At 45.4% G+C, this 23,672-nt stretch carries 33 protein-coding genes and 1 tRNA gene; 22 read left to right on the forward strand and 12 right to left on the reverse strand.

The features are described 5' to 3' along the window. The 4 genes from ACYQZ0_RS00465 to ACYQZ0_RS00480 form a co-directional block, all read right to left on the reverse strand. A partial coding sequence (locus ACYQZ0_RS00465) for a 5'-3' exonuclease (RefSeq protein ID WP_459774410.1) occupies positions 1-508 on the reverse strand: 508 nt, incomplete at its 3' end. Then, positions 505-1,947 (reverse strand): RtcB family protein, encoded by a 1,443-nt coding sequence (locus tag ACYQZ0_RS00470; RefSeq protein WP_459774411.1) that lies wholly within the window; start codon positions 1,945-1,947, stop codon positions 505-507. The genes ACYQZ0_RS00470 and ACYQZ0_RS00465, both read right to left, overlap by 4 nt. Next, the gene (locus tag ACYQZ0_RS00475) at positions 1,944-3,293 is read right to left on the reverse strand and encodes a DASS family sodium-coupled anion symporter (protein ID WP_459774412.1); all 1,350 of its coding nucleotides are present in this window, start codon (positions 3,291-3,293) and stop codon (positions 1,944-1,946) included. Before ACYQZ0_RS00475 ends, ACYQZ0_RS00470 begins: the two co-directional genes overlap by 4 nt. A gap of 12 nt (positions 3,294-3,305) precedes the next feature. Beyond that, the gene (locus ACYQZ0_RS00480) at positions 3,306-4,514 is read right to left on the reverse strand and encodes a molybdopterin molybdotransferase MoeA (RefSeq protein WP_459774413.1); all 1,209 of its coding nucleotides are present in this window, start codon (positions 4,512-4,514) and stop codon (positions 3,306-3,308) included. A gap of 55 nt (positions 4,515-4,569) precedes the next feature. Here ACYQZ0_RS00480 and ACYQZ0_RS00485 point away from each other — a divergent pair, with 55 nt between their 5' ends. From ACYQZ0_RS00485 to ACYQZ0_RS00525, 9 genes are read left to right on the forward strand one after another with little or no spacing between them, the layout of a single operon-like run. Beyond that, a complete protein-coding gene (locus ACYQZ0_RS00485; protein WP_459774414.1) occupies positions 4,570-5,847 on the forward strand; it encodes a putative bifunctional diguanylate cyclase/phosphodiesterase in 1,278 nt (425 codons plus the stop codon). Between the two features lie 21 nt (positions 5,848-5,868). Further along, entirely contained in the window at positions 5,869-6,351 is a 483-nt protein-coding gene (locus ACYQZ0_RS00490; protein ID WP_459774415.1) for an SCP2 sterol-binding domain-containing protein, read from the forward strand. Further along, a complete protein-coding gene (locus ACYQZ0_RS00495) occupies positions 6,342-6,542 on the forward strand; it encodes a MoaD/ThiS family protein (protein ID WP_459774416.1) in 201 nt (66 codons plus the stop codon). Before ACYQZ0_RS00490 ends, ACYQZ0_RS00495 begins: the two co-directional genes overlap by 10 nt. Continuing rightward, positions 6,520-7,638: a rod shape-determining protein RodA gene (gene rodA, locus ACYQZ0_RS00500; protein WP_459774417.1), complete on the forward strand. Its 1,119-nt coding sequence runs from the start codon at positions 6,520-6,522 to the stop codon at positions 7,636-7,638. The genes ACYQZ0_RS00495 and rodA overlap by 23 nt, the downstream gene beginning before the upstream one ends. An 11-nt stretch (positions 7,639-7,649) precedes the next feature. Then, complete coding sequence (locus ACYQZ0_RS00505; protein WP_459774418.1) at positions 7,650-8,963, forward strand: UDP-glucose dehydrogenase family protein; 1,314 nt, start codon at positions 7,650-7,652, stop codon at positions 8,961-8,963. After that, complete coding sequence (locus ACYQZ0_RS00510) at positions 8,960-10,084, forward strand: aspartate aminotransferase family protein (RefSeq protein ID WP_459774419.1); 1,125 nt, start codon at positions 8,960-8,962, stop codon at positions 10,082-10,084. The genes ACYQZ0_RS00505 and ACYQZ0_RS00510 overlap by 4 nt, the downstream gene beginning before the upstream one ends. Next, entirely contained in the window at positions 10,081-10,596 is a 516-nt protein-coding gene (locus ACYQZ0_RS00515) for a CPBP family glutamic-type intramembrane protease (RefSeq protein ID WP_459774420.1), read from the forward strand. Before ACYQZ0_RS00510 ends, ACYQZ0_RS00515 begins: the two co-directional genes overlap by 4 nt. 30 nt (positions 10,597-10,626) lie before the next feature. Next, positions 10,627-11,064 carry a hypothetical protein gene (locus ACYQZ0_RS00520; RefSeq protein ID WP_459774421.1) on the forward strand — a complete coding sequence of 146 codons (438 nt, stop codon included), beginning with the start codon at positions 10,627-10,629 and terminating at the stop codon, positions 11,062-11,064. Then, the gene (locus ACYQZ0_RS00525; protein WP_459774422.1) at positions 11,061-11,819 is read left to right on the forward strand and encodes a PP2C family protein-serine/threonine phosphatase; all 759 of its coding nucleotides are present in this window, start codon (positions 11,061-11,063) and stop codon (positions 11,817-11,819) included. Before ACYQZ0_RS00520 ends, ACYQZ0_RS00525 begins: the two co-directional genes overlap by 4 nt. On the opposite strand, the gene ACYQZ0_RS00530 is transcribed toward ACYQZ0_RS00525, so the two are convergent. Both ACYQZ0_RS00530 and ACYQZ0_RS00535 read right to left on the reverse strand, forming a co-directional pair. After that, the gene (locus tag ACYQZ0_RS00530) at positions 11,797-13,020 is read right to left on the reverse strand and encodes a cation:proton antiporter (protein WP_459774423.1); all 1,224 of its coding nucleotides are present in this window, start codon (positions 13,018-13,020) and stop codon (positions 11,797-11,799) included. The two genes, ACYQZ0_RS00525 and ACYQZ0_RS00530, sit on opposite strands and share 23 nt — an antisense overlap. 12 nt (positions 13,021-13,032) lie before the next feature. Continuing rightward, a complete protein-coding gene (locus ACYQZ0_RS00535) occupies positions 13,033-13,623 on the reverse strand; it encodes a flavin reductase family protein (RefSeq protein ID WP_459774424.1) in 591 nt (196 codons plus the stop codon). 34 nt (positions 13,624-13,657) lie between these two features. Here ACYQZ0_RS00535 and purS point away from each other — a divergent pair, with 34 nt between their 5' ends. The 3 genes from purS to ACYQZ0_RS00550 all read left to right on the forward strand — a co-directional run bounded on the left by purS (position 13,658) and on the right by ACYQZ0_RS00550 (position 14,592). After that, entirely contained in the window at positions 13,658-13,891 is a 234-nt protein-coding gene (gene purS, locus ACYQZ0_RS00540) for a phosphoribosylformylglycinamidine synthase subunit PurS (RefSeq protein ID WP_459774425.1), read from the forward strand. A 3-nt stretch (positions 13,892-13,894) separates the two neighbouring features. Then, entirely contained in the window at positions 13,895-14,476 is a 582-nt protein-coding gene (locus ACYQZ0_RS00545) for a 3'-5' exonuclease (protein ID WP_459774426.1), read from the forward strand. Positions 14,477-14,500: 24 nt separating this feature from the next. Further along, positions 14,501-14,592: transfer RNA gene (locus ACYQZ0_RS00550), tRNA-Ser, on the forward strand. 4 nt (positions 14,593-14,596) lie between these two features. Here ACYQZ0_RS00550 and queF read toward each other — a convergent pair. Then, positions 14,597-14,989 carry a preQ(1) synthase gene (queF, locus tag ACYQZ0_RS00555; protein ID WP_459774427.1) on the reverse strand — a complete coding sequence of 131 codons (393 nt, stop codon included), beginning with the start codon at positions 14,987-14,989 and terminating at the stop codon, positions 14,597-14,599. Positions 14,990-15,044: 55 nt separating this feature from the next. Here queF and ACYQZ0_RS00560 point away from each other — a divergent pair, with 55 nt between their 5' ends. Both ACYQZ0_RS00560 and ACYQZ0_RS00565 read left to right on the forward strand, forming a co-directional pair. Continuing rightward, positions 15,045-15,395 carry a hypothetical protein gene (locus tag ACYQZ0_RS00560; RefSeq protein WP_459774428.1) on the forward strand — a complete coding sequence of 117 codons (351 nt, stop codon included), beginning with the start codon at positions 15,045-15,047 and terminating at the stop codon, positions 15,393-15,395. Further along, a complete protein-coding gene (locus tag ACYQZ0_RS00565; protein ID WP_459774429.1) occupies positions 15,396-16,046 on the forward strand; it encodes a phosphoribosyltransferase in 651 nt (216 codons plus the stop codon). A gap of 1 nt (position 16,047) precedes the next feature. Here ACYQZ0_RS00565 and ACYQZ0_RS00570 read toward each other — a convergent pair whose 3' ends face one another. After that, positions 16,048-17,058, reverse strand: a complete 1,011-nt coding sequence (locus ACYQZ0_RS00570) for a hypothetical protein (protein WP_459774430.1) — start codon at positions 17,056-17,058, stop codon at positions 16,048-16,050. 61 nt (positions 17,059-17,119) lie between these two features. After that, on the reverse strand, positions 17,120-17,656 hold the full coding sequence (gene mog, locus ACYQZ0_RS00575; RefSeq protein WP_459774431.1) for a molybdopterin adenylyltransferase: 537 nt from the start codon (positions 17,654-17,656) through the stop codon (positions 17,120-17,122). A gap of 37 nt (positions 17,657-17,693) precedes the next feature. On the opposite strand from mog, the gene speE reads away from it, so the two are divergent. The 6 genes from speE (at position 17,694) to tatA (ACYQZ0_RS00605) (ending at position 20,066) form a co-directional block, all read left to right on the forward strand. Then, the gene (gene speE, locus ACYQZ0_RS00580; RefSeq protein ID WP_459774432.1) at positions 17,694-18,536 is read left to right on the forward strand and encodes a polyamine aminopropyltransferase; all 843 of its coding nucleotides are present in this window, start codon (positions 17,694-17,696) and stop codon (positions 18,534-18,536) included. Positions 18,537-18,602: 66 nt separating this feature from the next. Further along, positions 18,603-18,944 carry a 30S ribosomal protein S6 gene (gene rpsF, locus ACYQZ0_RS00585; protein ID WP_459774433.1) on the forward strand — a complete coding sequence of 114 codons (342 nt, stop codon included), beginning with the start codon at positions 18,603-18,605 and terminating at the stop codon, positions 18,942-18,944. Beyond that, entirely contained in the window at positions 18,934-19,374 is a 441-nt protein-coding gene (gene ssb / locus ACYQZ0_RS00590) for a single-stranded DNA-binding protein (protein ID WP_459774434.1), read from the forward strand. The genes rpsF and ssb overlap by 11 nt, the downstream gene beginning before the upstream one ends. A 15-nt stretch (positions 19,375-19,389) precedes the next feature. Next, the gene (gene rpsR / locus ACYQZ0_RS00595) at positions 19,390-19,608 is read left to right on the forward strand and encodes a 30S ribosomal protein S18 (RefSeq protein ID WP_459774435.1); all 219 of its coding nucleotides are present in this window, start codon (positions 19,390-19,392) and stop codon (positions 19,606-19,608) included. A gap of 50 nt (positions 19,609-19,658) precedes the next feature. After that, positions 19,659-19,835, forward strand: coding sequence for a twin-arginine translocase TatA/TatE family subunit (gene tatA, locus ACYQZ0_RS00600; RefSeq protein WP_459774436.1), 177 nt, complete (start codon positions 19,659-19,661; stop codon positions 19,833-19,835). Then, positions 19,836-20,066, forward strand: coding sequence for a twin-arginine translocase TatA/TatE family subunit (gene tatA / locus ACYQZ0_RS00605; RefSeq protein ID WP_459774437.1), 231 nt, complete (start codon positions 19,836-19,838; stop codon positions 20,064-20,066). Here the strand turns inward: tatA (ACYQZ0_RS00605) and trmB are convergent. Next, a complete protein-coding gene (gene trmB, locus ACYQZ0_RS00610) occupies positions 20,063-20,962 on the reverse strand; it encodes a tRNA (guanosine(46)-N7)-methyltransferase TrmB (protein WP_459774438.1) in 900 nt (299 codons plus the stop codon). The two genes, tatA (ACYQZ0_RS00605) and trmB, sit on opposite strands and share 4 nt — an antisense overlap. Positions 20,963-20,981: 19 nt before the next feature. On the opposite strand from trmB, the gene ACYQZ0_RS00615 reads away from it, so the two are divergent. Further along, complete coding sequence (locus ACYQZ0_RS00615) at positions 20,982-21,398, forward strand: M67 family metallopeptidase (protein WP_459774439.1); 417 nt, start codon at positions 20,982-20,984, stop codon at positions 21,396-21,398. Continuing rightward, positions 21,398-22,054, forward strand: a complete 657-nt coding sequence (locus ACYQZ0_RS00620) for a uracil-DNA glycosylase family protein (protein WP_459774440.1) — start codon at positions 21,398-21,400, stop codon at positions 22,052-22,054. The genes ACYQZ0_RS00615 and ACYQZ0_RS00620 overlap by 1 nt, the downstream gene beginning before the upstream one ends. Here ACYQZ0_RS00620 and ACYQZ0_RS00625 read toward each other — a convergent pair. Together ACYQZ0_RS00625 and ACYQZ0_RS00630 are read right to left on the reverse strand one after the other, a co-directional pair. Continuing rightward, the gene (locus ACYQZ0_RS00625) at positions 22,038-22,901 is read right to left on the reverse strand and encodes a peptidylprolyl isomerase (RefSeq protein ID WP_459774441.1); all 864 of its coding nucleotides are present in this window, start codon (positions 22,899-22,901) and stop codon (positions 22,038-22,040) included. The genes ACYQZ0_RS00620 and ACYQZ0_RS00625 overlap by 17 nt on opposite strands. Continuing rightward, complete coding sequence (locus tag ACYQZ0_RS00630; protein WP_459774442.1) at positions 22,844-23,668, reverse strand: peptidyl-prolyl cis-trans isomerase; 825 nt, start codon at positions 23,666-23,668, stop codon at positions 22,844-22,846. The genes ACYQZ0_RS00625 and ACYQZ0_RS00630 overlap by 58 nt, the downstream gene beginning before the upstream one ends. Between the last annotated feature and the right edge of the window lie 4 nt (positions 23,669-23,672).

Genomic DNA, 23,672 nt, shown 5'->3' on the forward strand with positions numbered 1-23,672 from the left:
TTTTGGGAGGCACTCCGAACTTCTTTATTACTTTCTCTTTGTTAAACACTTCGTTGTTCATAGGGTTTATAACTATTACCTTTTCCGAAACGAGCTGGAGGAGGTCCTTATCGGGGGAGTATATCTTTACCTTAAAGCCCTTCTGGGAAAACTTCCTGGCGAGGTATGCTATAACGTCGTCCGCCTCGTATCCGGGAACCTCAATAACGGGTATGCCCGCAATCCTGAGTATTTCCTTTATAACGGGTATTTGAACCTTTAAGGGGTCCGGGGTCTTCGGTCTTTGCTTCTTATACTCCGAGTAAATCTTCTCCCTCTTTGTCTTTGCGGGAGCGTCAAATACGACGACGAGATACTCGGGTTTTTCCCTCTTCATAAGGGCAAAAAGCATCCTGAGAAAGCCGTATATGGCGTTTGTGGGAAATCCCTTACTCGTTGAGAGTTTGGGAAGTGCAAAGAAACTCCTGTAAACGAAAGAAGAGCCGTCAAGTATGTGGAGAACCTTCATCCTTTCAGCGTTCCGAGGGGTTTGAGCTTTGCAACAGCTTTCGCTATTCCGAGCTCGTCTATTACCCTAACGACCTCCGTAACGTCTTTGTAGGCCTGAGGTATTTCCTCCATTATCGTTCCCTTTCCCCTTGCAACAACTACGAGGTTTCCTATAACCTTCTCAAGCCCGACCTCTTTGACGAACTTCTTCGCCTGTCTCCTTGACATAACCCTTCCAGCTCCGTGGCAGGCGCTTCCGAAGGACATCTCCATGGATTTTGGCTGACCCACGAGGAGGAAGGAAGCCCTTCCCATATCCCCGGGAATAATAACGGGCTGTCCTATATCCCTGTAGGCTGGGGGAACTTCAGGGTTGTGAGGGGGGAACGCCCTTGTTGCTCCCTTTCTGTGAACAACGACCTCAACCTCCTGACCGTTTACCCTGTGCTTCTCAACCTTTCCTATGTTGTGGGCGTGGTCGTATATGAGTCTGTATCCGAACTCCTCCCAAGATATTCCGAGGAACTTCCTCACGGTGTTTGCGGTTTTAAAGCCGAGAATCTGCCTGTTGGCAAAGGCGTAATTTGCGGCTGCATTCATAGCCTTAAAGTAGTCCTGACCTTCGGGGGAGGAAAAGGGCATGCAGGCGAGCTGAGGGTCCGGCAGCTTTATCTTATACTTATCCCTAACCTTCAGGGCTACTCTCAGGTAATCGGTGCATACCTGGTGTCCGAATCCCCTTGAACCCGAGTGAACCATTATTACAACCTGCCCCTCCCATATACCGAGCTTCTGGGCGGCATCCTCGTCGTAAATAGCCTCAACAGCCTGTATCTCAACGAAGTGATTACCGCTCCCTACCGTTCCGAGTTCATCCGAACCCCTTGCGTATGCCTCGTTAGAGGCTTTATCCGGGTCCGCATTTGGGAGCGCTCCGAAGCCCTCTATGTGCTGGAGGTCCTCCGGAAATCCGAATCCGTAATCAATAGCCCATCCCGCTCCCCTTACGAGAACCTCCTTCATCTGGGACTTTGAGAGCTTTATCTCGCTCGTTGAGCCAACACCCGCGGGAACGTTCCTTAAAACCTCGTTCATTATCTCCTTTATCCTCGGGACTATATCAACCGCTTTCAGGTTAGTGGCAATCAATCTAACACCGCAGTTTATGTCGTATCCTATTGAGCCGGGGCTTATTATACCCGTCTTTGTATGAGTTGCCATCACTCCCCCTACGGGAAATCCGTATCCGACGTGAACGTCAGGCATAACATATATGGCCTTCTGAACGCCGGGAAGCGTTGCTGCATTCGCGGCCTGCCTTATTGCGTCCTCCTCAAGCTGTTCAAATAAGAGGTCGCTCAGGTAAAGAATTACGGGAACTTTTTGTCCCTCAATCGTTCCCTCGGGGAGCTCCCATATGTATTTATCCCTTCTGATAAGCTTCTCCTTCAGACTCATCTCTCAACCCCCACGTAAACTGTAAAGAATAAAGCGAGAACCAAGCTGAACACTAAGTTAAGTATAAACCCTACTCTCATCATATCAGTCTGCTTAATGTAGCCCGTTCCGTAAACTATCGCGTTCGGAGGGGTTGCAACGGGAAGCATAAAGGCACAGGATGCTGCAACCGCTGCAGGGATAACGAGAAGCTCCGGAGGCTTTCCCAGCCCCTGAGCGGTTGAGAGGAGTATGGGGGCTAAAAGTGCTGTTGTCGCGGTGTTGCTCATAAGCTCCGTCAGGAATATAACGAACAGAACGACCGCGAGTATAAAGAAAAAGGTCGGAAGCCCGTCAAGAACGTTTATGAGTTTCTGGGAGATGAACTTAGCGGTTCCCGTTTTCTTCATTATCCCGCTCAAGGCCAAACCACCACCGAATAGGAGAAGCGTTCCCCAAGAAACACCTCTGTTTATATCCTTCCAGTCAAGAAGTCTGAAAACAACGAGGGCAATTACAGCAAGAAGGGCTATAACGGTGTCAAAATACTTCTTCACTCCGAAAATCGGTGCTATCTGTTTGCTGAATATCCAAGCAAGGGCTGTAAAAAGGAATATAAGTAGAACGAGAACCCTCTCTCTCGTAAAGCTGAAGCTTAATCCCTCAAGGGCTTTTACTTCAATGTTAACGGGAGGCCTGAAGACGAGGAATAGAACTATAAACAGGAGCGGGAAGAGAATTACGAAAACGGGAAGGCCGAACTTGAGCCAGTCGGAAAAGGAAAGCTCAAGAAGGCTTGCGGCTATACCGTTTGGGGGGCTTCCCACGAGCGTTCCTATACCCCCTACGCTTGCCGCGTATGCAACACCCAGAAGGGTGAAAGTGTAAACCCTTTCGGGGATTTCCCTCCCAGCTGTTGAGAGTATTCCGAGGGCGAGGGGTAGCATCATCGCAGTCGTTGATGTGTTGCTTATCCACATGGAGATTAATGATGTTGCGAGCATAAGGAAGAACACCGAAACTATAAAGCTTCCCCGTGCGGTGCTCACTATCCTGTGGGCTATATACCTGTCTATCTCGTATTTTGAGAGGGCGGTTGCGAGAACGAATCCACCGAAGAAGAGGAATATGAGGGGATGGGCAAAGTAGGAAAGTCCCGTCTTTACATCAAAAACACCCAGCAGAACCCCGAGAATGGGAATGAGCAAGGCGGTAACGCTTAAAGGTATTGCCTCGGTAATCCAGAGAACCGCAGCAAGGGATAAAATGGATAGCCCTTTCCTCACACCCTCATCAAAGGGAGACAAAAAAAGGAAGTATAGGAAGAGAAATATTCCCAAAAGAAGAGAGGCGTTTTTGAAACCCATAACTCTCCCTCCTCAAAATAGGATTACCTCCACCTCCTCGCCTTCCTTTAATTCATTTACACCCTCGTAAACAACCATGTATGCGTTTGCATTTACGAGGGATGTAAGCATATGGCTGTCCTGCTTGGGGTAAGGTTCACACTTGTACATTCCGTCTTCATACCACACTTTGCACCTTGCGAACTCCCTTCTGTCCGCGTTCTTTCTCCTGTATCCCCTCTCAAGAACCGCCTTTACCTTTTCTTTAAATATATTCTTGTAGCCCTGCATTATCCTCAGGGCGGGGTAAACGAGGAGGTCAAAAGCTACCGCGGTAGATACGGGATTTCCCGGAAGACCGAAGAAGAGCTTGTTATCCCCGTAAACGCCGAATAAAACGGGTTTTGCGGGCTTAATCCTGAGCTTGTGAAACTTGACGTCTATACCGAGCTCCTGAACGAGGTATTTAACATAATCCTTCTCCCCCATTGATACACCGCCCGTGGTTATAAAAACATCGTATTTATGGATGTTCCTCAAAACCTTTTTTAGTTCCTCTGGGTCATCTGGAGCTATGCCGAGATTGTGGGGAATACCACCCGCACCGAGAACCTGTCCATAAAGCATATAGTTGTTTGAGGTTCTTATTTGGGAGGGGTTCGTCATCTCCTCGCACAGGTCAAGTATCTCATCACCCGTTGAGAGTATTCCTACGTTCGGCCTTCTGTATACGCTCACAACCGCTTTGTTTACAGAAGCAAGCATACCCATCTCGTAAGGCCTAATCTCCTTTCCCTTTGGTATTACCACCTCTCCCTTTCTCACATCCTCACCCTTTCTCCTTATGTTTGCTCCCTTCTTAAAGCTTTTCTTAATGATTACGTACCCGTCCGATACTTCTGTGAACTCAACGGGAACGACGGTATCCGCACCCTCGGGAATAGGGGCACCCGTAAAAATCCTTACTGCTGTCCCCTTCTCAACCCTTAGTTTCTCTCCCGTTCCAGCTGCATACTCACCGATTATCTTCAGCTTTGCGGGAACGTTTTGTATATCCTCATGTCTTACCGCGTATCCGTCCATAGCGGAGTTATCAAAGGGGGGTTTGTCCGAGTCCGATAAAACGTCCTCCGCGAGAACTCTCCCGAGGGCTTCGTGTATGAAAACCCTTTCCGTATCAAGGGGCTTGGCACTTTCTATAACAACCTTTAAGGCTTCCTCCAAAGGTGTCAGTTCCGCCATATTTTTACCTCCTTATAATGGTATTTACAGAAAACCTACTAAATTAATATTTAAAATGGAAAAGGTATGCAATCCCTATGACAACTTAACGGGATTGTTTTCAAATATATACTTTAGGGAGAAAGTAAGGGAGTTTCTACAAGAGGGGAAAGAGTTAGCAATTGCTCTTATAAAGGTAGAAAATATATGGCAGGTAAATACCCTTTACGGATTTAAAGAGGGAGATAATGTAATAAAGGAAATTGCTCGTAGGTTGCAGGAAAAATGTGGTAATAACTCGGTTGTTGGGAGAATTTACGGAACTATTTTCGGTTGTTGCTTTTCACAGAAACACGTAAGGACTTTTCTTGAAAAACTTTTAAAGGAACTTGCAAAGCCTATACCCGTTAAAAGTGATATCTTTACTCCCGATGTAAAAATCGGTGTTTCCCTATTTCCCGCCCATGGAAAGGATGTTGAAGAGCTTATGAGAAAGGCAGAGCTTGCCCTTTATATGGTTCTATGTGGAGAAAGTGATGGAAATATATACGTATATTCAGAAAAATGTGAAAAATTTATAAAAAGAAACATAGAGATAAGAACAAAGCTTGAGGAAGCATTAAAAAAAGGTGAAATAACTCTTTATTACCAGCCTATTGTTAGGTTATACGATGAGAAAATAATAGGATTTGAAGCTCTGCTGAGGTGGATAAAAAACGGGAAAGTTTACATATCCACAGATTTGTTTATAGAAGTTGCGGAAAAATACGACAAACTTATAAAGAATTTAAGCTACTTTGTTCTTAGACATGCTATCAGGGATATTGCACAACTGGATAGGAATTTTTCCCTTTTTATAAATTTCTCCGCGAGGCAGTTTAAAGATGAAAACTTACCTTCAGAAATAAGAAAGTTTCTATGTAAATACAATTTCCCTGCACATAAACTTGTTCTGGAAATAACGGAAAGGACTATGATGGAGAACCCTAAAAAGGCGAAAATCATAATAGACGAATTGAAAGCACTTGGGGTAAAGATTGCTATAGACGATTTCGGAACGGGATTCTCCTCTATGGAGTATCTCGTTGAATTTAACGTTGATAGAATAAAGATTGATAAAAAGTTTATAGATGGAATTCTGGACGATAAAAAGTCGTGGACAATAGTAAAAAGTGTGATAAACCTTTCCCATAATGTAGGAGCTCTATCTTTAGCGGAAGGCGTTGAGACAAAAGAGCAGGTGAGGGAGCTAAAAAAGCTCGGTTGCGATGAGGCTCAGGGTTATTACTTTTCAAAGCCCCTCCCATACGAAAAACTTATAGAACTCCTTAAGGTAAAAGGGTATCTTAAATAAAAATTCTGGGGAGGTGGAAAGATGAAAAAGGTTTTAGCGGGAGTTCTTCTTGCTGGAGTTGCATTCGGAAAGCCCGTATTCATGGATGCCGAATGGGCAAAGAAGTTCTGTGAACTTTGGAATAAGACCCCTGAGCTTTCCGAGAAGCTGGGGAAGAGTGAGAGCTGGGCGGAAAAGCCCGTGAGAAAGCTGTTCCTTTACAGGAAGGACTGCGGTACCGATAAACAGATTCAGCTAACCATAAAGAACGAGAACGGGAAGGCGATATGCGTTTACGGGGGATGGAAGAAGGATGAAAAGACAGACGATGACTTTTTAATGTATGCGGACACAAAGAGATGGCTTGAGATGGGAATGAAGGAATACGGACCGATGAAGGCGATGCTGTTCGGGAGGTTGAAGTTTGAGGGTCCCCGTTTCGTAGCGATGAAGAACATGGGTCCCTTTGAGGCTTTCCTTGATTTAATAGATGAGATAGAATCTGATACCGAGATATGCCCATAAAGGTTATTTACAGAGGAAAAGAGATAGAGATTCCCGAAAAGAAGATAAAGGCGAGGGAGCTCCTGAAACGCCTGGGGCTCTCCCCCCTTTCCTCTCTGGTTGTTAAGAACGGAGAAGTTATATCCGAGGAGGAATACGTTGAAGAGGGAGACGAGGTAAGGGTGGTTAATGCGATTTCTGGAGGAGCTTAAAAACCTTGATTACCTCCTTTTTCTCTTAATACTCCTCATACAGGCCTTCGGAGTTGTGGCGGTTTACAGCGCAACCTACAGCGGTGGAGTGTCCCTCTTCGTTTACAAGCACCTTGTTTATATAGGAATAGGCTGGCTTCTCATCTTCCTTTTCTCCTTTGAGAAGTTTGAGAACGTCCTTGACCTTTCCCTTTACATTTATCTCCTCAATCTCTTTTTACTAATCCTGGTTCTCGTTGGCGGAAAGGAAGTTTACGGCTCTAAGAGGTGGCTCGGCTTAGGATTTATAAACATTCAGCCCTCGGAGTTTATGAAGATATCCCTTATACTCATAACCGCTTACCTCCTTCCCCTCATAAAGGGAGTTAAGGACAGGAGGGTTATCCTCCTTCTCCTCATATACGCCATACCTTCGGTGATAACCTTGAAACAGCCCGACCTCGGAACAACGGTTGCCTACTTCATTCCCCTCTTCTTTATGCTCCTCGTGAGAGGAGTCCCCCTTAGGTATTTCCTTCTCTTCGGTATCTTTCTTCTCTCCCTTACTCCTTTCCTCTGGAAATACTTTCTGAAGCCCTACCAGAAAAAGAGGATACTAGCAGTCATAGACCCCATGAGCGATTACTACGGGAGCGGATACCAGCTCATACAGTCAAAGATAGCTATAGGCTCGGGAATGCTTACGGGAAAGGGACTCCTAAAGGGAACACAGACTCACCTTATGTTCCTTCCCGAAAAGCACACAGACTTCATATTTGCTGTAATAGGTGAAGAATTCGGATTTCTGGGAGCCTTCACCTTGAGCACTTTATTTTTCCTATTCTTTTTAAGGCTCATTTACTATCACGAGCTATTCCAGAGGAGCTACGAAAAACTATTCGTTGCGGGCGTTTTTTCCCTAATTCTCTTCCAGTTTACGGTGAACACGCTCATGACCATGGGTTTATTTCCCGTTGTAGGCATACCCCTTCCCTTCGTGAGCGTAGGGGGGAGCTCAATGATTAGCCTCTCAATAGCTATTGGTCTTCTCCAGAATATATACAAGAAGTATAGGAACCCATACATGAGGTTGGATAAGGAGCCCGTTTACGAGTAGAATACCTTTTGATGAAGCTTACGGTGATAGGAGGAGGATACGTAGGTCTCGTTTCCGCAGCCTGCTTTTCCCACATAGGGCACGAGGTCCTGGTCGTTGAGAAAATTCCCGAAAAAGTTGAGCTACTGAGAAAGGGAATAAGCCCCATATACGAGCCGGGGCTTGAGGAGCTTCTTAACGAAGGCCTAAAAGAGGGAAGGCTTGACTTCACAACGGACATAAGGGCGGGAATTGAGTTCTCAGACGTTCTCTTCGTGTGCGTGGGAACACCACCAAACGTGGATGGCTCGGCGGATCTTTCCCAGGTTGAAGAGGTGGCAAGGCTCACCGCTGAGTATATGGAGGGCTATAAACTCGTAGTTAACAAATCAACCGTTCCAGTGGGAACCCAGAAGAGGGTGAAGGAAACGATAAAGCTTTACCTGAACGGGAGAGAGGTTAATTATGACGTTGCGTCAAATCCCGAATTCTTGAGGGAGGGCTTTGCGGTTAAGGACTTCCTTGAACCCGACAGAATAGTGATAGGCGTTGACTCGGAAAGGGCTAAGGAAATCCTCACAGAGATATACAAACCGATAACCGATAAGGGATTCCCCCTTCTCGTTACAACGCCGGAAACCGCGGAAATAATCAAGTATGCCTCAAATACATTCCTCGCTACAAAGATTTCCTTTATAAATATGGTTGCGGACCTCTGCGAAAAGGTGGGTGCAAACGTTGAGGACGTAGCCATTGGTATGGGATACGACAAGAGAATAGGTAAGGAGTTCCTCAAGGCGGGTCTCGGATGGGGAGGAAGCTGTCTTCCGAAGGATACAAAGGCTTTCGTCAAGATGTGTGAGGAATATGGGGTTGATGGGGGAATAGTTGAGTCCTCAATAAGGATAAACGAGAACAGGGTTGATAAATTAATTGAAAAGTTAAAAAAGGTTCTCTGGATACTCAAAGGAAAGAGGATAGCGGTGTGGGGATTATCTTTTAAACCAAATACCGACGATATAAGGGAGGCCCCATCAATAAAGGTGATAACGAGGCTCCTCAAGGAGGGGGCAAAGGTGAGGGCTTATGACCCCAAAGCGATGGAAAACTTCAAAAAACTTTTCGTTGAAGGGGAGGACCTAAAATACTGCGAGAATAAATACGAAGCCCTGAAGGGTGCTGAAGCCCTCCTCATTCTCACCGAGTGGGATGAGTTCAGGAGAGCGAACCTTGAAAAGGTAAAGAGCCTGATGAAGCTACCCGTTATAATAGACGGAAGGAACATATACGAGCCCCAGAGGGTAAGGGAGCTCGGATTTATATACGAAAGCATGGGAAGGCCATGAGCTACCTTATGAACAACTACGCAAGACTTCCCGTAAGCTTCGCAAAAGGAGAAGGTGTTTACCTGTACGACGAAAATGGAAAGAGATACCTTGACTTCATCTCGGGAATAGGCGTAAACTCCCTCGGACATTCCCACCCGAAGGTTGTAAAAACGATTAAGGAACAATCCGAAAAGCTTCTCCACGTATCAAACCTTTACGAAAATCCCTGGCAGGAGGAGGTTGCCCGAAAGCTCGTAAGAGAATTTCATGCGGAAGGGAAGGTTTTTTTCTCAAACAGCGGAACCGAAAGCGTGGAAGCGGCTATAAAACTCGCAAGGAAGTACTGGAGGGACAGGGGGAAGAATAAGTGGAAGTTTGTGAGCTTCCTTAACTCCTTCCACGGGAGGACCTACGGGAGTCTGTCCGCAACGGGGCAGGAGAAGTTCCACAGGGGCTTTGAACCCTTGGTTCCCGGATTCTCTTACGCAAAGCTCAACGATATAAACTCCGTTTATAAGCTCATAGACGAAGAGACCGCGGGTGTAATAATTGAGGTTATACAGGGAGAGGGAGGTGTTAACGAGGCGGAAGAAAACTTCCTTAAGGAGCTTCAGAATCTTGTTGAGGATAAGAAGTTATTGCTCATAATTGACGAAGTTCAGACGGGTGTCGGGAGAACGGGGAAGTTTTACGCTTACCGGCACTTTGAACTCAGGCCCCACATAATCACCCTTGCCAAGGGACTGGGAGGTGGCGTCCCGATAGGTGCGACTGTTGCGGTCAACGAGGTCGCGGAAAGCTTCACCCCCGGTTCCCACGGCTCAACCTTCGGAGGAAATCCCCTCGCCTGCTCGGTGGCGAGCGTGGTTATAGATGAGGTTAAGAAGCTCCTTCCCCACGTAAACGAGACTGGGAATTACTTCAAGGAGAGACTCAAAGCCTTCGGAAAGGTAAAGGGAAGGGGCTTAATGCTCGGTCTTGAGCTTGAAAGGGATTGCAGGGAAATAGTGAAGGAAGCCCTAAATAGGGGACTCCTTATAAACTGCACGGCGGGAAGGGTCCTCAGATTCCTTCCCCCTCTTATAGTGAAGAGGGAGCATATAGACGAAGCCCTTGAGATTCTTGGTTCAATACTATGATTCACGTTCTCCTTTATCTTACCTTCCTGGCTTCGCTCCTTCTCTCAAAGTATTACAACCTTGGCGTTATCCCACAGCTCGTATTACTCTCACCACTCCTTTTTCAGAAGGATAAAGAGCTCGGATTTAAGGAGTATAAAAGGGGACTCCTCTGGGGAATGCCCTTCTTACCCCTCGCTATTCCCTATATTCTTAACGCCGAATGCTACGCTTTTGTTCTGAACCAGCTCGGTGTAGCCTTTGCGGAGGAGATATTCTTCAGGGGCTTTCTCATGCAGAGATTTTCTAATCTTTCGGTTTCCCTTATGTTTTCCCTCGGACACGTTCTTTACTGGTTTAACCTGAACTCCCTTCTTACCTTCTTTCCCTCTCTAGTCCTCGGCTGGCTATACATAAGAAGCGGTTCAATCCTTGCACCCGTAATAGCCCACTTTTCCATGAACATGTTTCTCTTTTATCTCACCGAAAGATTTCCCTGGATTCTTGAGATACTCACAAAAAGCCTCTTCTGAAAAGTTTATATTAGTTTAAGGAGGTAAGAGATGAAATCCTGGAGTTATTACATACAGCTCGCCGGTGTGAACGAAAAGGGAGAGGTTCTTAAGGAGGAAGCCCTTTACGTTGTTGCAACACCTCAGAACGAGGAGCTTTTCAGGGATATTAAATACAACTGCTTTTCGGAACACTACATTCCCGAGGAAAACGCGATAAAGCACGGGCAGGCTTATGCGGTCGGTGTTGACTTTGAGATAAAGAATATGAAGGATTACGGCCTTGAGTTTTTCAGCGAGGACGACGAGCTATACATCTTCAGAGAAGGTATATCCATGAAGGAGGGGCTTAAAAATGTTCTTAAGATACTTATGAACCGCTTGAGGGAACAGGGATACGGAAAGGACTTTGAGGTTATAAGGGATATAGGCTCCCCTTCCGAGGACTTTATGAGGGAGTGCCTCCTTGAGGTTATAAAAGGTCAATGAGGGTAAAGTCACTTTGCATAACAAACACGGGAAGGGTGAGGCCGAACAACGAGGATGCCCTTCTCGTTGACGGAAAAGTTTTTGGTGAGACCGCCTTTGATACGCTGAGGTATGAGGAGTTTGAGTTAAAAAACGTTCTCCCCTTTGCGGTTGCGGACGGGCTTGGCGGGCATTCCTGCGGAGAGAAGGCAAGCAGACTCACCCTTGAGGTTTTAAAGGAGTGTATTCCTGAAAAACCGGAAGATATAAAAGATATCATTCTCAGGGCTAAAAAGAGGCTTGACGAGTTCATAGAAGAGCACGAGTTTTGCTACGGGATGGGAACCGCTCTCGCAGGCCTCTACCTTTTTCCCAACAGGGCTTTCGTCTTTAACGTTGGAGATTGCAGGGTTTACAGGTTCAGGGAGGGAGAGCTTGAGCTCCTTACGGAGGACCACACCTATGTTTTCAGGCTTTATAAGGAGGGGAGGATAACCTACGACGAGCTGAGGCATCACCCCGAAAGGAACCTCCTTGAGACAGCGGTAATGGGAGGATATCCAGATATACCCGAGGTATTCGTAAGGGAGACCGATATAAGGGAGGGGGATAACTTTCTCATATGCTCCGATGGCCTTTGGGAGGTTCTATCTTTTAACGAAAAGGTTTCGTGCATGAAGAAGGAAGATATTAAAGAAAAAGGAGAGTGCCTTTACTCTTTGGCGCTTGAGAACAGCAAGGACAATGTCAGCCTCATTCTTTTAGAAGTAGATTGAGAACTATGGGAGCCAATAGCGTTGTTATTGCTACAACAAACACTATGACCGCATACTCAACCTCGTTTATTGCGTGAAAGCTCCTCCCGAACTCCGCAAATATGAGCCCCACCTCACCACGGGGAAGCATTGAAAAACCGATACTTGCCTTCTCCTTTAAACTTCCCGGCACTACAAAACCCGAAAGAACCTTCCCAACGATTGCCACGAGTATCAGAGCGCCAGAGAAGGTCCAGAACTCGGTAGATGAGAAGTCTATTGCTTTCAGATTGAGGGCAAGTCCCACAGATACGAAGAAAACGGGGGCTAGAACCCATACGAGGGGCTTTATTGACTCCTCAACCTTGTGAATCATACCTTCTTCAAGCTTGAGAGCTGCGGCAAAGGGGATTACGAACCTCCTTGATAGGGCAAGCCCCGCTGTAAAGGAACCGAGAATGGAAGGAGAACCGAACTTATGGGCAGAGTAAGCTGCGAGGAGTATTAACGCCATAACCGAGGCTGGAATTATGTCCGTATCCTGTGCCTTTTTAGCTATAAAGGAAAGGAGCTTTGCTACTATATTCGCAACGAAGGGAGCTATAACGAAGAACATCGCTATGTGGATGACGAGGTTAACGGTAGTGTCTAAGTGAACGGATTTAGTTTTAGCAAACTCGTAAAGGGCGGCAAGGATAATAACACCCATTATGTCGTCAAGGACCGCAGCACCCAGAACTATCTGAGCAAACCGCTCTTTATGTTTGCCCAGGTCCGTAAGAACCCTAACCGTTATACCTATACTCGTAGCGGTAAGAGCCCCTCCCATGAAAAGGGATGCAACAAGGTCAAGGCCGAAGAGGTAGTAGGATACAACGAAGCCGCCCGCAAAGGGAAGGGCAGCTCCAACAGTAGCAACGAGGGAGGCCCAAAGCCCCACCCTCATTAACATGTGAATGTCCGCTTCAAGCCCGACCTCAAAGAGGAGGAGGATAACCCCGAGCTCCGCAAGAACCTTTATAGCTTCCGAAAGGGGAATGAGCCCCAGTAAACTCTGTCCGAGTATTACCCCCGCGGTAACCTCGCCGAGAACCGGAGGAACACCGAGTCTCTTGAATATCGTTCCGAAGAGCTTTGCGGAAAACAGGAGTATTGCGAGGTGTAAAAATAAGGTGTGAATGTCTATTCCTGCCCCACTTCCCTCAACAGGTGCCGCAGCCATAGGAGTATTGTATCACTTTTCTAATTTGCAATCCCCGAAAGCCCTTACGTAATACCTTCCACCCAATCTACCTATAGGTTTATAGGCTTCGTAGTTAACGGAAAAGTTTTCCGTAATAATACTATCGTCAACCTTTATGAGTAAAACCTCACCGAATATAACGTGCATATCGTAAACAGGAACGTATTTAAAGAGCTTACACTCAAAAGAGACCTTCGCCTCCTTTATTCTGGGAGCGGTTATAGTTTTTGAAGGCTCGGGAGTGAGCCCTGCCTTCTCAAACTCGTTAACCTCGGGAGGGAACTCCTCGCCGGTTATGAGCATCTTCTCAAAGAGCTCCTCGCTCACCGTGTTTACTACGAACTCCTTTGTCTCAAGGATGTTTTTTACCGTATCCTTTAAGCTCCCCTCGTCCCTGTTGCTTACCGAAATCATGAGAACGGGAGGGGCATCGTTCACCGCGTTAAAGAAGCTAAAGGGTGCTATATTGTAAACTCCTTCTCTGCTTACGGTTGATACCCACCCTATTGGTCTCGGAACTACGAGTCCGAGAACGAGCTTATAAAGGGTATCCTCATCAGTGTTCTTAACGAGGAGCTCCATGCGGAAAAATTATAATTAAATCAAGGAGGAAGTTATGAAAAGAATAAGGGTGATAATTCTGCCCAAAGAGGGACTCCTTGACCCCCAGGGAAGGGCCGTTGAGGAGATGTTAAAGGAAAACGGCTTTAACGTATCGGACGTCAAGGTTGGAAAGGTTGTTGAGCTAAGTGTTCCGGAAGATACAGACATGAAGAAGCTCGTTGAGAAGTATCTCATAAATCCCCTTATAGAGGATTACGAGATAGAGGAGCTTTCGGTAAAGGAATAAAAAATGCGGGACAACCTCCTTGACGGCACCTTCGTTGTCGTAGACCTTGAGGCCACGGGTTTTAACGTAGAAACCGCGGACATAATAGATATAGCGGCGGTGAGGGTGGAAGGGGGGATAATCACCGAGAAGTTCTCCACACTCGTTTATCCAGGATACTTCATTCCCGAGAGGATAAAGGAGCTTACGGGCATAACGAACGCTATGCTTGTGGGACAGCCCACCATTGATAAGGTTCTTCCCGAATTTCTTGATTTTGTTAAGGACAGCGTGGTTGTTGGACACTTTATAGAACAGGATATGAAGTTCATAAACAAGTATACCCGTTCCCTTCTGAACAAGAGGTTTAACAACCCTACTCTCTGCACTTTGAAGCTTGCGAGAAAGCTTTACCCGGGTCTTGAGAAGTATTCCTTAAAGGCCCTTGCGGAAAACCTCGGATTTGAGACGAACGGCGTTCACAGGGCTCTGAAGGATGCAACTCTTACCGCTGAAATTTTCATAAGAATGCTTGAGGAGCTATGGAATAACTACGGGATAGGTGATTACTACTCCCTTAAGAGGCTGGAAAAAGGGAGATTTTAGCTTATAATAAAGTTTTATTGAGAAGGAGGGGTGGCCGAGAGGCCGAAGGCGGCCGCTTGCTAAGCGGCAGAGGGGCTAAAACCCCTCCGAGGGTTCGAATCCCTCCCCCTCCGCCAGAAATCAATCGTATTTTTCATCACTCCTTACTTTCACAACCGTGTGGACGTTACCCCTCGGGTGGAAGTCCCCTATAACCTCAAGGAATCTCGGTTTCAGAAGTTCGTAAAGGGCTTTATAAATCTCGTTGGTCGCAGCCTCGTGGGATATATACCTGTTTCTGAACTTATTAAGCCATAGCTTCAGGGATTTCAGCTCAACGATATACTTATCGGGAATGTATCTTATCTTAATCGTCGCAAAGTCGGGATAACCCGAGCGGGGACAGAGACAGGTAAACTCGGGAAAGGTTATCTCTATCATGTAATCCCTCTCGGGTGAGGGGTTTGGCCAAGCCTCAAGCTCAGCCCTTTCAATCTCAATCTCTCCGTACTTTTTCTCCTTTACCTCACTCATAGAGTATTAAAATAATGTTTGAAAATAAAAGGGAAGGAGGTAATCTTTAAAATTAATGAAGGACCTGAACTTCCTTGAGGAGATGCTATTCAAAAGTGTTTTGAGGGAGATAGAGGAGAGATATGAGGACGTTATAACAATCTACAGATACGATTACGAGATAAGGGGGATTGCTGAGAAACTCATGAGGCTCGCCCGTATAGTTGAGGAGGTCTTCAAGGAGATACCGAACCCCGAAAAGAAGCTTGACCAGAATTCCTACACAACCCTTTACAACATACTCAAGGATATAAGCTCAATACTTTACGACCTTTCAATAGCCACGAACGAACAGATAAGCTACGTTCTCCTGCAGGCATACAGGAAACTTGACAACATAGACAGCCTTATAAGTAAACTAAGGTAAATGTTCAGGGATAGGGAAGAGGCGGGAGAGCTTCTCGCCGGAGTTTTGGAAGAACACATAGACAGGAGCAAGAACCCCATAATCCTCGCCATACCGAGGGGCGGTATTCCCGTTGCCTACAAAGTTGCAAAAAAGCTGAGAATCCCTATGTCCGTTATAGTTGTTAGGAAGCTGGGACTTCCGTGGAACGAAGAGGCGGGATTCGGAGCTATAGACCCCGACGGGACTCCATATTACGACAGAAACGTTCTAAGCTATCTCTCCGAAGAAGAAATAAAAAGCGTAATAGAAAAGGAGCTAAAGGAACTGAGGGAAAGGGAGAGGAAGTTTGTTCCCAAAGGATACCCTAACCTTGAAGGAAGGCAGGTGATAATAATTGATGACGGCGTCGCGACGGGATACACCGCAATAGCCGCGGCAGGATACGCGAAGAAAAAGGGAGCTTCCGAGGTTATAATAGCGGTTCCCGTATGCCCCTCGGATGCGGAACCAAGACTCCTGAGATACGCGGACAAATTTGTATGCTACTATCCAGCGGATACACCGAGCTTTGCGGTCGGTATGTTTTACCAGGACTTTCACCAGCTTTCCGACGAAGAGGCAAAGGAGTATTTAAGAAAGGCGGAGGAGGAAGGACTTCTGGAGCCTTAGGTTATTGGCACGTCTCGGGAAGAGTAAACTCTTCGCATAGACCATTGTAAATTACTTCACCATTATAAGTAACCTTAATGTAATTAGAAAAGTACGGGTTATTATCGTTATCGTAAGCTTCAACAACTATTGCATCGTTATTTATGGACATTTTTCCTTTGTATTCGCAGTAGTAAGCGTAGCCTTCAAAGTGCTCCACAGTCTTTATAGAAAGACTTACACCATCGGTTACACAGAAATTGTCTTTATAAGCTATACCTCCATTCACCGCAAGTTCATACCACTCACCCTGTGTTTTGATGTAAACCGAGAGCTTATCGTAGGACACAACAAATTTCTTTCCTTCGGCTTCCATCTCCGCGGGACCACCGTCTATTGTCATAGTGGCGTCTGTATTCTCATTATTATCGTATATATCGCCGTTATTACCCCTTATTGACATATTAAGGTCTTTTTGAACGTATAGGTTTCCATCCGTGGCATACACACTAAACCCACCTTTTATACTTATACTGAGATATTCGGGCATACCATTTCCATCTGCATCCGTTCCGCTCATAGATACGGAACCGTTAATTGTTGAACTATCTTCCGTTACGCAATTGTCAAAATTAACGCTTATACTTACCGTGCTGTCCGATTCATCCGTGGTAAGCGTGACCGTACCTCCGCCAGGACAATTCTCCGTTTGAGTTCCTTGAGCTTTTAAGCCCTTTAAATGTGGATACATACTCATTATGTACATCAGCCATCCCCTCTTCTTTACGGATTGAGAATTAAGTAGGTTGTTTGACATTTGCCCCAGACCAATTCCGGACTTAATCAACCTTAAACCAACTGCTGTCACAGCTTGGGCTTCCTCGGGTGAGGTTATCTGGGTGCTTCCGCCTGTCGTTCCACCTGTACTACTGCCTCCTCCACCTCCTCCGCACGAGAGGGCAACGAGGAGCAGACCGCTTAAGCTAAGAGCACCAAAACGCATCATTTCAAACACCCCCCATTTTTTTTCCAACTATTATATCAGCTATTATATCAATTTTATAAATTATAAAAAACATAGCAAATTTATAAACTCACTTCTTCGGTCTGAAGGCCTTAACCTTTGACGGGTCCGTATCTATGTAAGCACCTCCTATCAGGTCTATGCAGTAGGGAATTGCGGGCATTACCGCATCAAGGCACACCTTTATTGACTGGGGCTTTCCGGGAAGGTTCACAATTAAACAGCTCCCCCTTATTCCCGCGGTCTGCCTTGATAATATCGCTGTCGGAACCTGTTTCAGGGATACCTGTCTCATGAGCTCCCCAAATCCCGGAAGCATCTTCTCACACACCGCTTCCGTTGCCTCAGGCGTTACATCCCTCGGAGCTGGTCCCGTTCCCCCCGTTGTGAGTATTAGGCTACAGCCCTTTTGGTCCGCAAGCTCAATTAACGTCTTTTCTATAAGTTCCCTCTCATCGGGAATTACGCGATACTCTATCTCAAAGGGCGTGATTATTACATCTTTTAAGTAATCTATGATAGCTTTACCGCTTATGTCCTCGTAAATGCCCCTGCTCGCCCTGTCGGAAACCGTAACAACTCCTATAACAGCCTTCTTTTCCGCCATAAAACTAAATTCTAAGACTTTAGTTTAAAATAGTGGTATGAGGGATATTGTTTTCATAGAGAGGGACCCCTACGCTCCCATAAGACACTGTTATACCGTTTCAAAGATACTATATCAGGGAAAGAGTCCCTATCAGGAGATACAGGTAATAGAAAGTCCCGAGTTCGGAAGGATGCTCATACTTGACGGCGTTGTTCAGCTGGACGAAAAGTATGAGTTCCTTTATCACGAGTATTTAGCCCACGTTCCCCTGCACGCACACCCGAACCCCAGAAATGTCCTCATAATAGGAGGGGGAGACGGCGGAACACTAAGGGAAGTTTTAAAACACGACGTCGTTGAGAGAGCTGTTCTCGTTGATATAGACAAGGAAGTTATAGAGGTATCAAAGAAATACCTTCCTACTCTCTCTGTTGGCTTCAATGACCCCAGGGCTATAGTTGTGAACGAGGACGGATACAGGTATATACAGGACTACGAAAACGAGTTTGACGTGATAATCGTTGATTCAACGGACCCAGTTGGATTTGCCCACGTCCTAACAACGGAAGATTTCTTCAGGTATGTATATAAGGCCCTGAAGGAGGACGGTATATTCGTTGCTCAGACCGAATCCATACATTACCACCTTGAGATGGTGAGAACCATTCAGCAAAGACTAAAAAAGGTTTTCCCGATAGTTGACCTCTACACATCTGTTATTCCCATATATGCGGGATACTGGTGGACCTTCTCCATAGCGTCAAAGAAATACCCCGTCCGTTCCCCCGTGAGGGAGGTAAAGGTTGAGACAAAAATATACGATGCGGATATGCACGAGTATGCCTTTCTTCCCGAGAGTTTCTACAACAAACTTGTAAACGGCGAGTATAAGTATTAGAATAAAGTTTTTAGCCTCGTTTCCCCGCTTTGCGGGGAGACCCTAAAAGGTCCAGGAGGTGTGAGCATGCCGAGAACAAGGCATTACAAAACTTTAAGGTATTACGAGACCGTGTTCGCACTCAAACCCACCCTTTCCGAGGAAGAGGTGAAGAAGAAGTTTGAGCAGGTGAAAGAATTTATCAAACAAAAAGGAGGAGAGCTTCTTTACGAAGAGGACTGGGGAATGAAGACCCTTGCATACCCCATTCAAAAGTTTAACAACGCAAGGTATTTCCTCATTCAGTTCAAGACCGAAAATCCCCAGCTTCCCAACGAGCTTGATTTCCAGTTAAAGATTGACGAGGACGTTATAAGGTGGTTAAATTTTCAGATTAAGGAGAGCGAAGTAAGGGGAAATGCTAAATAAGGTTCTGCTAATAGGAAGACTTACAAACGACCCTGTTCTAACTTACCTTCCCAGCGGAACACCCGTTGTTGAGTTCACCGTTGCTTACAACAGAAGGTTTAAAGTGAACGAGGACTGGAGGGAGGAGACCCATTTCTTTGAGGTTAAAGCTTACGGAAAACCGGCCGAGGACTTCACCACGAGGCTCTCAAAGGGATACCTCGTTCTCGTTGAAGGAAGGCTGATTCAGGAAAAGTGGGAAAGGGAAGGGAGGAAGTTCTCAAAGGTAAGAATTATGGCGGAAAACGTGAAGATTATAAGTAAGCCTAAGGGTGCGGAAGAGGAAGCAGTTTCCGAAGAGGAAGAAACCGCTAAAAGCATTGAAGAGGAGATAAAGAAAACTATTGAGGAAGAGACACCTTTTGATGAAGAGGACGAAATCCCCTTTTAATATGGAGGTGAAAGTATGGTTGTAAGGGCTGCTAAGAAGAAGGTTTGTATGTATTGTGAAGAGAAGAGAGAACCCGATTATAAGAACTACGAGGAGCTTAGGAACTTTATGACCGAGAGGGGAAGGATAAAGGGAAGAAAGCAGACAGGGTTATGTGCTAAACACCAGAGAAGGCTTGCGGTTCAGATAAAGAGGGCAAGACAGCTTGGGCTTCTTCCTTACGTCGTTTACTAACTTGCTTTTTCCTTCCCTCCGCTTTAAATTAACTCCGTAAGGAGGGTGATATGCATTTCCCTTTACCTTGGCAGTTAATACTCATACTTCTCGTTATACTTGTTCTCTTCGGTGCCAGTAAACTCCCCGAGGTTGGAAGGGGTCTCGGAGAAGGGATAAGGAACTTCAAGAAAGCCCTATCGGGAGAGCAAGAAGAAAAAAAGGACATTAAGAAGGAGGAAGGATAAATGCTTCCCGGTGGTATATCCATGACCGAGTTGATAATCATCCTTGCGGTAATACTTCTCCTTTTCGGAGCGGGAAGGCTTCCCGAGGCGGGGAAGGCTCTCGGAGAAGGAATAAGGAACTTCAGGAAAGCCCTATCAGGTGAAATGGAAAACGTTAAAGAGGTGAAGGCGGAGGACCTGAAGGAAGAGGAAAAGGAAAAGAAGGAAGAAAAGCAAGAAGTTAAGGCTTAAAGACTTTCAACAAGCTCCGCCACCTTATTTATAGCCCTTTGCAGATTTCTCGTTCTTAACACTTCGCTAAAAGGTGAGACATCAATAACGAATTCTTCTCCTTTTCTCTTCAGCTGTATAAAGAATTTCTGGTAGTATCCCTTTTCCGATAGAAGGGACTCAATGAGATAGCTTCCATCCTTCTCCCAGAGCTTGAAGGTTTTGAAGTAAACCTCCTCACCCAGTTTAAACTCCCTGTTCTCAATGAACTCCGCTTTTAACTCCTTTGCCTTTACCTTTACGGGGAACAACTCCCTTACCTCCTCAATAGTAGGATGCGGGACTTCTTTGGGCTTTCTTAACTTCTTTAAATTAAGCCTGTAAAGGGTTCTCCCCATGGAGAGCCACTTTTCCTCATACTTTGTTAAAGGCTCTTTCACGTCAAGTATGCCCTCCTTTATCTCAAAGCATTCCAAAAACTTTGCGGTTTCTATCGTGAAGTCTATAAATTCCCTGTTATCGGAGCGTATCCTTATCTCCCCTCCCGTCTTTAGCCTTCTCGCAAAGATGTAAAGCCTTTCGGGAGTAGTTAGCCTCCTTTTGTGGTGTCTTTTCTTGAACCAGGGGTCGGGGTAGTTCATGTAAATGTTCTCAACCTGTTCGTCTTCAAATAAAAGAAAAAAGCCCCAATAAGCGTCTATGCGGGTGCAGTAAACGTTCTTAAGTTTCTCCCTCTCCACTCTCTTCATCAATTTCTCAACGGATATCTGGGAAAGTTCTATCCCGAGGTAGTTTTTCTCTGGTCTTTCCTTTGCGAGTTTAACGATAAAGTCCCCCCTTCCGAAACCTATCTCAACCTCAAGGTTAGGAATTTCAAGGGGTTTATCAACCCTCTTGTAGTTAATGTAGCAGAGCATATTAGTTTAGTATAAAAGTATGCTGGTGATAAAAAGAGACGTTATTGAGAAGATAAAGGAGCAGGCGGAGAGGGATTACCCCTACGAGACGTGTGGACTTCTCCTTGGAAGGACCGAGGGGAATAAAAGGATAGCCCTTGAGGCCTTTGAAACCCCGAATGCAAACCCCGATAGAAAGCACGACAGGTATGAGATAGCCCCGAAGGATTACATGAGGGCGGAGGATTACGCCATATCAAAGGGACTTGAGATAATCGGAGTTTACCACTCCCATCCCGACCATCCCGACAGACCCTCGGAGTTTGACAGGCAGAGAGCCTTTCCCGACCTCTCTTACATAATTCTCTCGGTTCAGAAGGGAAAGGTTTCTTCCTACAGAAGCTGGGAGCTAATAGGTGATAAGTTTGAAGAGGAAGAGGTTGAGGTAATAGAGTAATGGGCATAAAGGAAACCTTAAAGGCTCTTGAGCAGATAGGCATAACGGAGATTTATATGATGAGTGAAACGAAGGATAAAAAAGAGGATAGGGAAGAAATACTGAGGAAACTTTACGAAGAGTGGAAGGACTGTAAAAAATGTGACCTTCACAAATCAAGAACCCAGGTTGTTCCCGGGGATGGAAATCCCTACTCTCCTCTTATGTTTGTTGGTGAGGCACCCGGAGAGGAAGAAGACAGACAGGGGAAACCTTTCGTTGGAAGGGCGGGACAGCTCCTAAATAGGCTCATCAGGGAAGTCCTCGGTATGGAAAGGAAAGAGGTTTACATAACGAACGTGTGCAAGTGCAGACCTCCCAACAACAGGAAGCCTACCCCCCTTGAGATGAGGGCATGCTTCCCTTACCTTAAGAAGGAAATAGAGGTTATACAGCCCAAAGTTATATGCTGTCTCGGTGCAACCGCAGGAGAAGGTATCCTCGGAAAGAGTCTAAAAATCACAAAAGTGCGGGGACAGGTCTTCCTATACCCCTTCAACCCCAAGATAAAGGTATTCCTCACCTACCACCCCGCTTACGTTCTAAGAAACCCGAGAGAAGAAGAAACGCTCATAAAGGACTTCCAAAAACTTAAGGAACTCATCTCTCAACAATAGTTATAACGCTGTTCTCTTTAAGCTCCCGAAGAAGCTTCCTGTAAGCCTCCTCAAGCTTTTTTTGAAGTATTTCCTCTTTCAGCTTTTCGGTATCAACACCTTCAACCTCCGTATGTGTCTTCAGGATTTTTACAACATAAATATTCTTATCATCTTCCGCAAATACCAGTTCCCCTTTCTTTGCTTTCCAAACCTGTTTATCAAGCTCCTTTATAAGCTCTCCCTTTTCCACCATTAGCCTCTGATACGCTCCCCCCAGCTTCTCGGAAAGTCCTTTAAGGTTAACTTCAGAACCGAGGAGGTTTAAAAGTTCCTTCCCCTTCTCCTTGGGAAGAATTAGAAGCTCTATCTCCTTTTTTACCTTTACCTTTCCCTTCTTTAGCTTTGCAAGTTCCAGTTCAACATCGGTAACGGAAACCTGCTTAAGAAGGTACTCCCTGAGTCCTACCGTAGCTATCAAATCCTTCCTCAGGAAGTCCTTAAAGTCCTTTAAGGTAAGTCCGTATTTTTTTAATTCCTTTGCAAGCTCCTCAACGCTTAAACCGTTTCTCCTCGCTATATCCTTAAGTATCTCGTCTATTTTGTTATCCGGAATGCTAATACCCCGTGACACCATATACTGGTATATGAGGTTAACCTCTATCAGCCTCTCAAGTATGCTTTTTCTATCCTTCATGCCGTAGTAAAGCTCCGCCATCTTTACATCGCTCTCAAGTATTGGCTCTCCGTTTACTGAAGCGACAACCTTGTCTATCAAGTATCCGAATACTAAAGAGAATAAAAGAAGACCTATAAGTTTTCCCAGTAGAACTTTACCCTGTAATCCTTTAAAACGTTCATAAACCATCTTTTAAAAACCTCCTTTCTCTTTTCTTTAAGAATCCTTTTCTTTATTAGGGGTTTTGCCCTCTCAAAGGGAATGATTCCCCCTTCCCTCTTGTCGAGAATCTTAAATACGAGGTATCCTCCATTTATTCTTATAGGTCTGGATACAGAGCCTTTACTTATACTTGGGAAATTTCTTTTCACCTTTCTGGGAAGGGAAGACAACGAAAACCACGAAGATTTACCGACTTTAACACCTTCTTCTTCAAAAATTTCCTCACCCTTTAACAAGTTTTCCCTAACTTTTAAAGCCGTTTTTCTGTCTTTTGCCCAAATACCCAAAAGCTTTACGCTTGTAGGATAGTAAAACTCCCTCCTGTAATACTCGTAGTAAGCCCTTAGCTTGTCCTCGGAAAAATCTACTTTCTCTTTATCCATTAATCTATCTATAAGCTTTTCCGTTAATATTTCCGCCTTTATCATATCAAGAACCGGTTTCTCCTTAATATTTACCCCCACCTTTGTTCTTATAAAGTTTTTAACTTCCTTTTCCGAAACTTTTAATCCCATTTTTTGGGCTTCTTCTAAGACGATTAACTTTGAAACGTAATCCATCAGGAAAACCCTTTTCTCTTTTAACGTAGGCTTTACCGAAGATAGGTGAACCACCCTTTTCCAGAACGTATTAAAGATTACGTTAAATTCTTTTTCAGTTATTTTTCTACCGTTTAACTCCGCGACAACTTCCCCGTAAACAAAGGTAAATAAGATAAGAAGCAGGAAAACCATTTAA

The organism is Aquifex pyrophilus (assembly GCF_054656935.1).

Excerpts from the sequence above, each read along its gene's own strand:
- ACYQZ0_RS00470 (WP_459774411.1), bottom strand. The coding sequence starts at position 1,947 with ATGAGTCTGAAGGAGAAGCTTATCAGAAGGGATAAATACATATGGGAG.
- ACYQZ0_RS00475 (WP_459774412.1), bottom strand. The coding sequence starts at position 3,293 with ATGGGTTTCAAAAACGCCTCTCTTCTTTTGGGAATATTTCTCTTCCTA.
- ACYQZ0_RS00480 (WP_459774413.1), bottom strand. The coding sequence starts at position 4,514 with ATGGCGGAACTGACACCTTTGGAGGAAGCCTTAAAGGTTGTTATAGAA.
- ACYQZ0_RS00485 (WP_459774414.1), top strand. The coding sequence starts at position 4,570 with ATGGAAAAGGTATGCAATCCCTATGACAACTTAACGGGATTGTTTTCA.
- ACYQZ0_RS00490 (WP_459774415.1), top strand. The coding sequence starts at position 5,869 with ATGAAAAAGGTTTTAGCGGGAGTTCTTCTTGCTGGAGTTGCATTCGGA.
- ACYQZ0_RS00495 (WP_459774416.1), top strand. The coding sequence starts at position 6,342 with ATGCCCATAAAGGTTATTTACAGAGGAAAAGAGATAGAGATTCCCGAA.
- rodA (WP_459774417.1), top strand. The coding sequence starts at position 6,520 with ATGCGATTTCTGGAGGAGCTTAAAAACCTTGATTACCTCCTTTTTCTC.
- ACYQZ0_RS00505 (WP_459774418.1), top strand. The coding sequence starts at position 7,650 with ATGAAGCTTACGGTGATAGGAGGAGGATACGTAGGTCTCGTTTCCGCA.
- ACYQZ0_RS00510 (WP_459774419.1), top strand. The coding sequence starts at position 8,960 with ATGAGCTACCTTATGAACAACTACGCAAGACTTCCCGTAAGCTTCGCA.
- ACYQZ0_RS00515 (WP_459774420.1), top strand. The coding sequence starts at position 10,081 with ATGATTCACGTTCTCCTTTATCTTACCTTCCTGGCTTCGCTCCTTCTC.
- ACYQZ0_RS00520 (WP_459774421.1), top strand. The coding sequence starts at position 10,627 with ATGAAATCCTGGAGTTATTACATACAGCTCGCCGGTGTGAACGAAAAG.
- ACYQZ0_RS00525 (WP_459774422.1), top strand. The coding sequence starts at position 11,061 with ATGAGGGTAAAGTCACTTTGCATAACAAACACGGGAAGGGTGAGGCCG.
- ACYQZ0_RS00530 (WP_459774423.1), bottom strand. The coding sequence starts at position 13,020 with ATGGCTGCGGCACCTGTTGAGGGAAGTGGGGCAGGAATAGACATTCAC.
- ACYQZ0_RS00535 (WP_459774424.1), bottom strand. The coding sequence starts at position 13,623 with ATGGAGCTCCTCGTTAAGAACACTGATGAGGATACCCTTTATAAGCTC.
- purS (WP_459774425.1), top strand. The coding sequence starts at position 13,658 with ATGAAAAGAATAAGGGTGATAATTCTGCCCAAAGAGGGACTCCTTGAC.
- ACYQZ0_RS00545 (WP_459774426.1), top strand. The coding sequence starts at position 13,895 with ATGCGGGACAACCTCCTTGACGGCACCTTCGTTGTCGTAGACCTTGAG.
- queF (WP_459774427.1), bottom strand. The coding sequence starts at position 14,989 with ATGAGTGAGGTAAAGGAGAAAAAGTACGGAGAGATTGAGATTGAAAGG.
- ACYQZ0_RS00560 (WP_459774428.1), top strand. The coding sequence starts at position 15,045 with ATGAAGGACCTGAACTTCCTTGAGGAGATGCTATTCAAAAGTGTTTTG.
- ACYQZ0_RS00565 (WP_459774429.1), top strand. The coding sequence starts at position 15,396 with ATGTTCAGGGATAGGGAAGAGGCGGGAGAGCTTCTCGCCGGAGTTTTG.
- mog (WP_459774431.1), bottom strand. The coding sequence starts at position 17,656 with ATGGCGGAAAAGAAGGCTGTTATAGGAGTTGTTACGGTTTCCGACAGG.
- speE (WP_459774432.1), top strand. The coding sequence starts at position 17,694 with ATGAGGGATATTGTTTTCATAGAGAGGGACCCCTACGCTCCCATAAGA.
- rpsF (WP_459774433.1), top strand. The coding sequence starts at position 18,603 with ATGCCGAGAACAAGGCATTACAAAACTTTAAGGTATTACGAGACCGTG.
- ssb (WP_459774434.1), top strand. The coding sequence starts at position 18,934 with ATGCTAAATAAGGTTCTGCTAATAGGAAGACTTACAAACGACCCTGTT.
- rpsR (WP_459774435.1), top strand. The coding sequence starts at position 19,390 with ATGGTTGTAAGGGCTGCTAAGAAGAAGGTTTGTATGTATTGTGAAGAG.
- tatA (WP_459774436.1), top strand. The coding sequence starts at position 19,659 with ATGCATTTCCCTTTACCTTGGCAGTTAATACTCATACTTCTCGTTATA.
- tatA (WP_459774437.1), top strand. The coding sequence starts at position 19,836 with ATGCTTCCCGGTGGTATATCCATGACCGAGTTGATAATCATCCTTGCG.
- trmB (WP_459774438.1), bottom strand. The coding sequence starts at position 20,962 with ATGCTCTGCTACATTAACTACAAGAGGGTTGATAAACCCCTTGAAATT.
- ACYQZ0_RS00615 (WP_459774439.1), top strand. The coding sequence starts at position 20,982 with ATGCTGGTGATAAAAAGAGACGTTATTGAGAAGATAAAGGAGCAGGCG.
- ACYQZ0_RS00620 (WP_459774440.1), top strand. The coding sequence starts at position 21,398 with ATGGGCATAAAGGAAACCTTAAAGGCTCTTGAGCAGATAGGCATAACG.
- ACYQZ0_RS00625 (WP_459774441.1), bottom strand. The coding sequence starts at position 22,901 with ATGGTTTATGAACGTTTTAAAGGATTACAGGGTAAAGTTCTACTGGGA.
- ACYQZ0_RS00630 (WP_459774442.1), bottom strand. The coding sequence starts at position 23,668 with ATGGTTTTCCTGCTTCTTATCTTATTTACCTTTGTTTACGGGGAAGTT.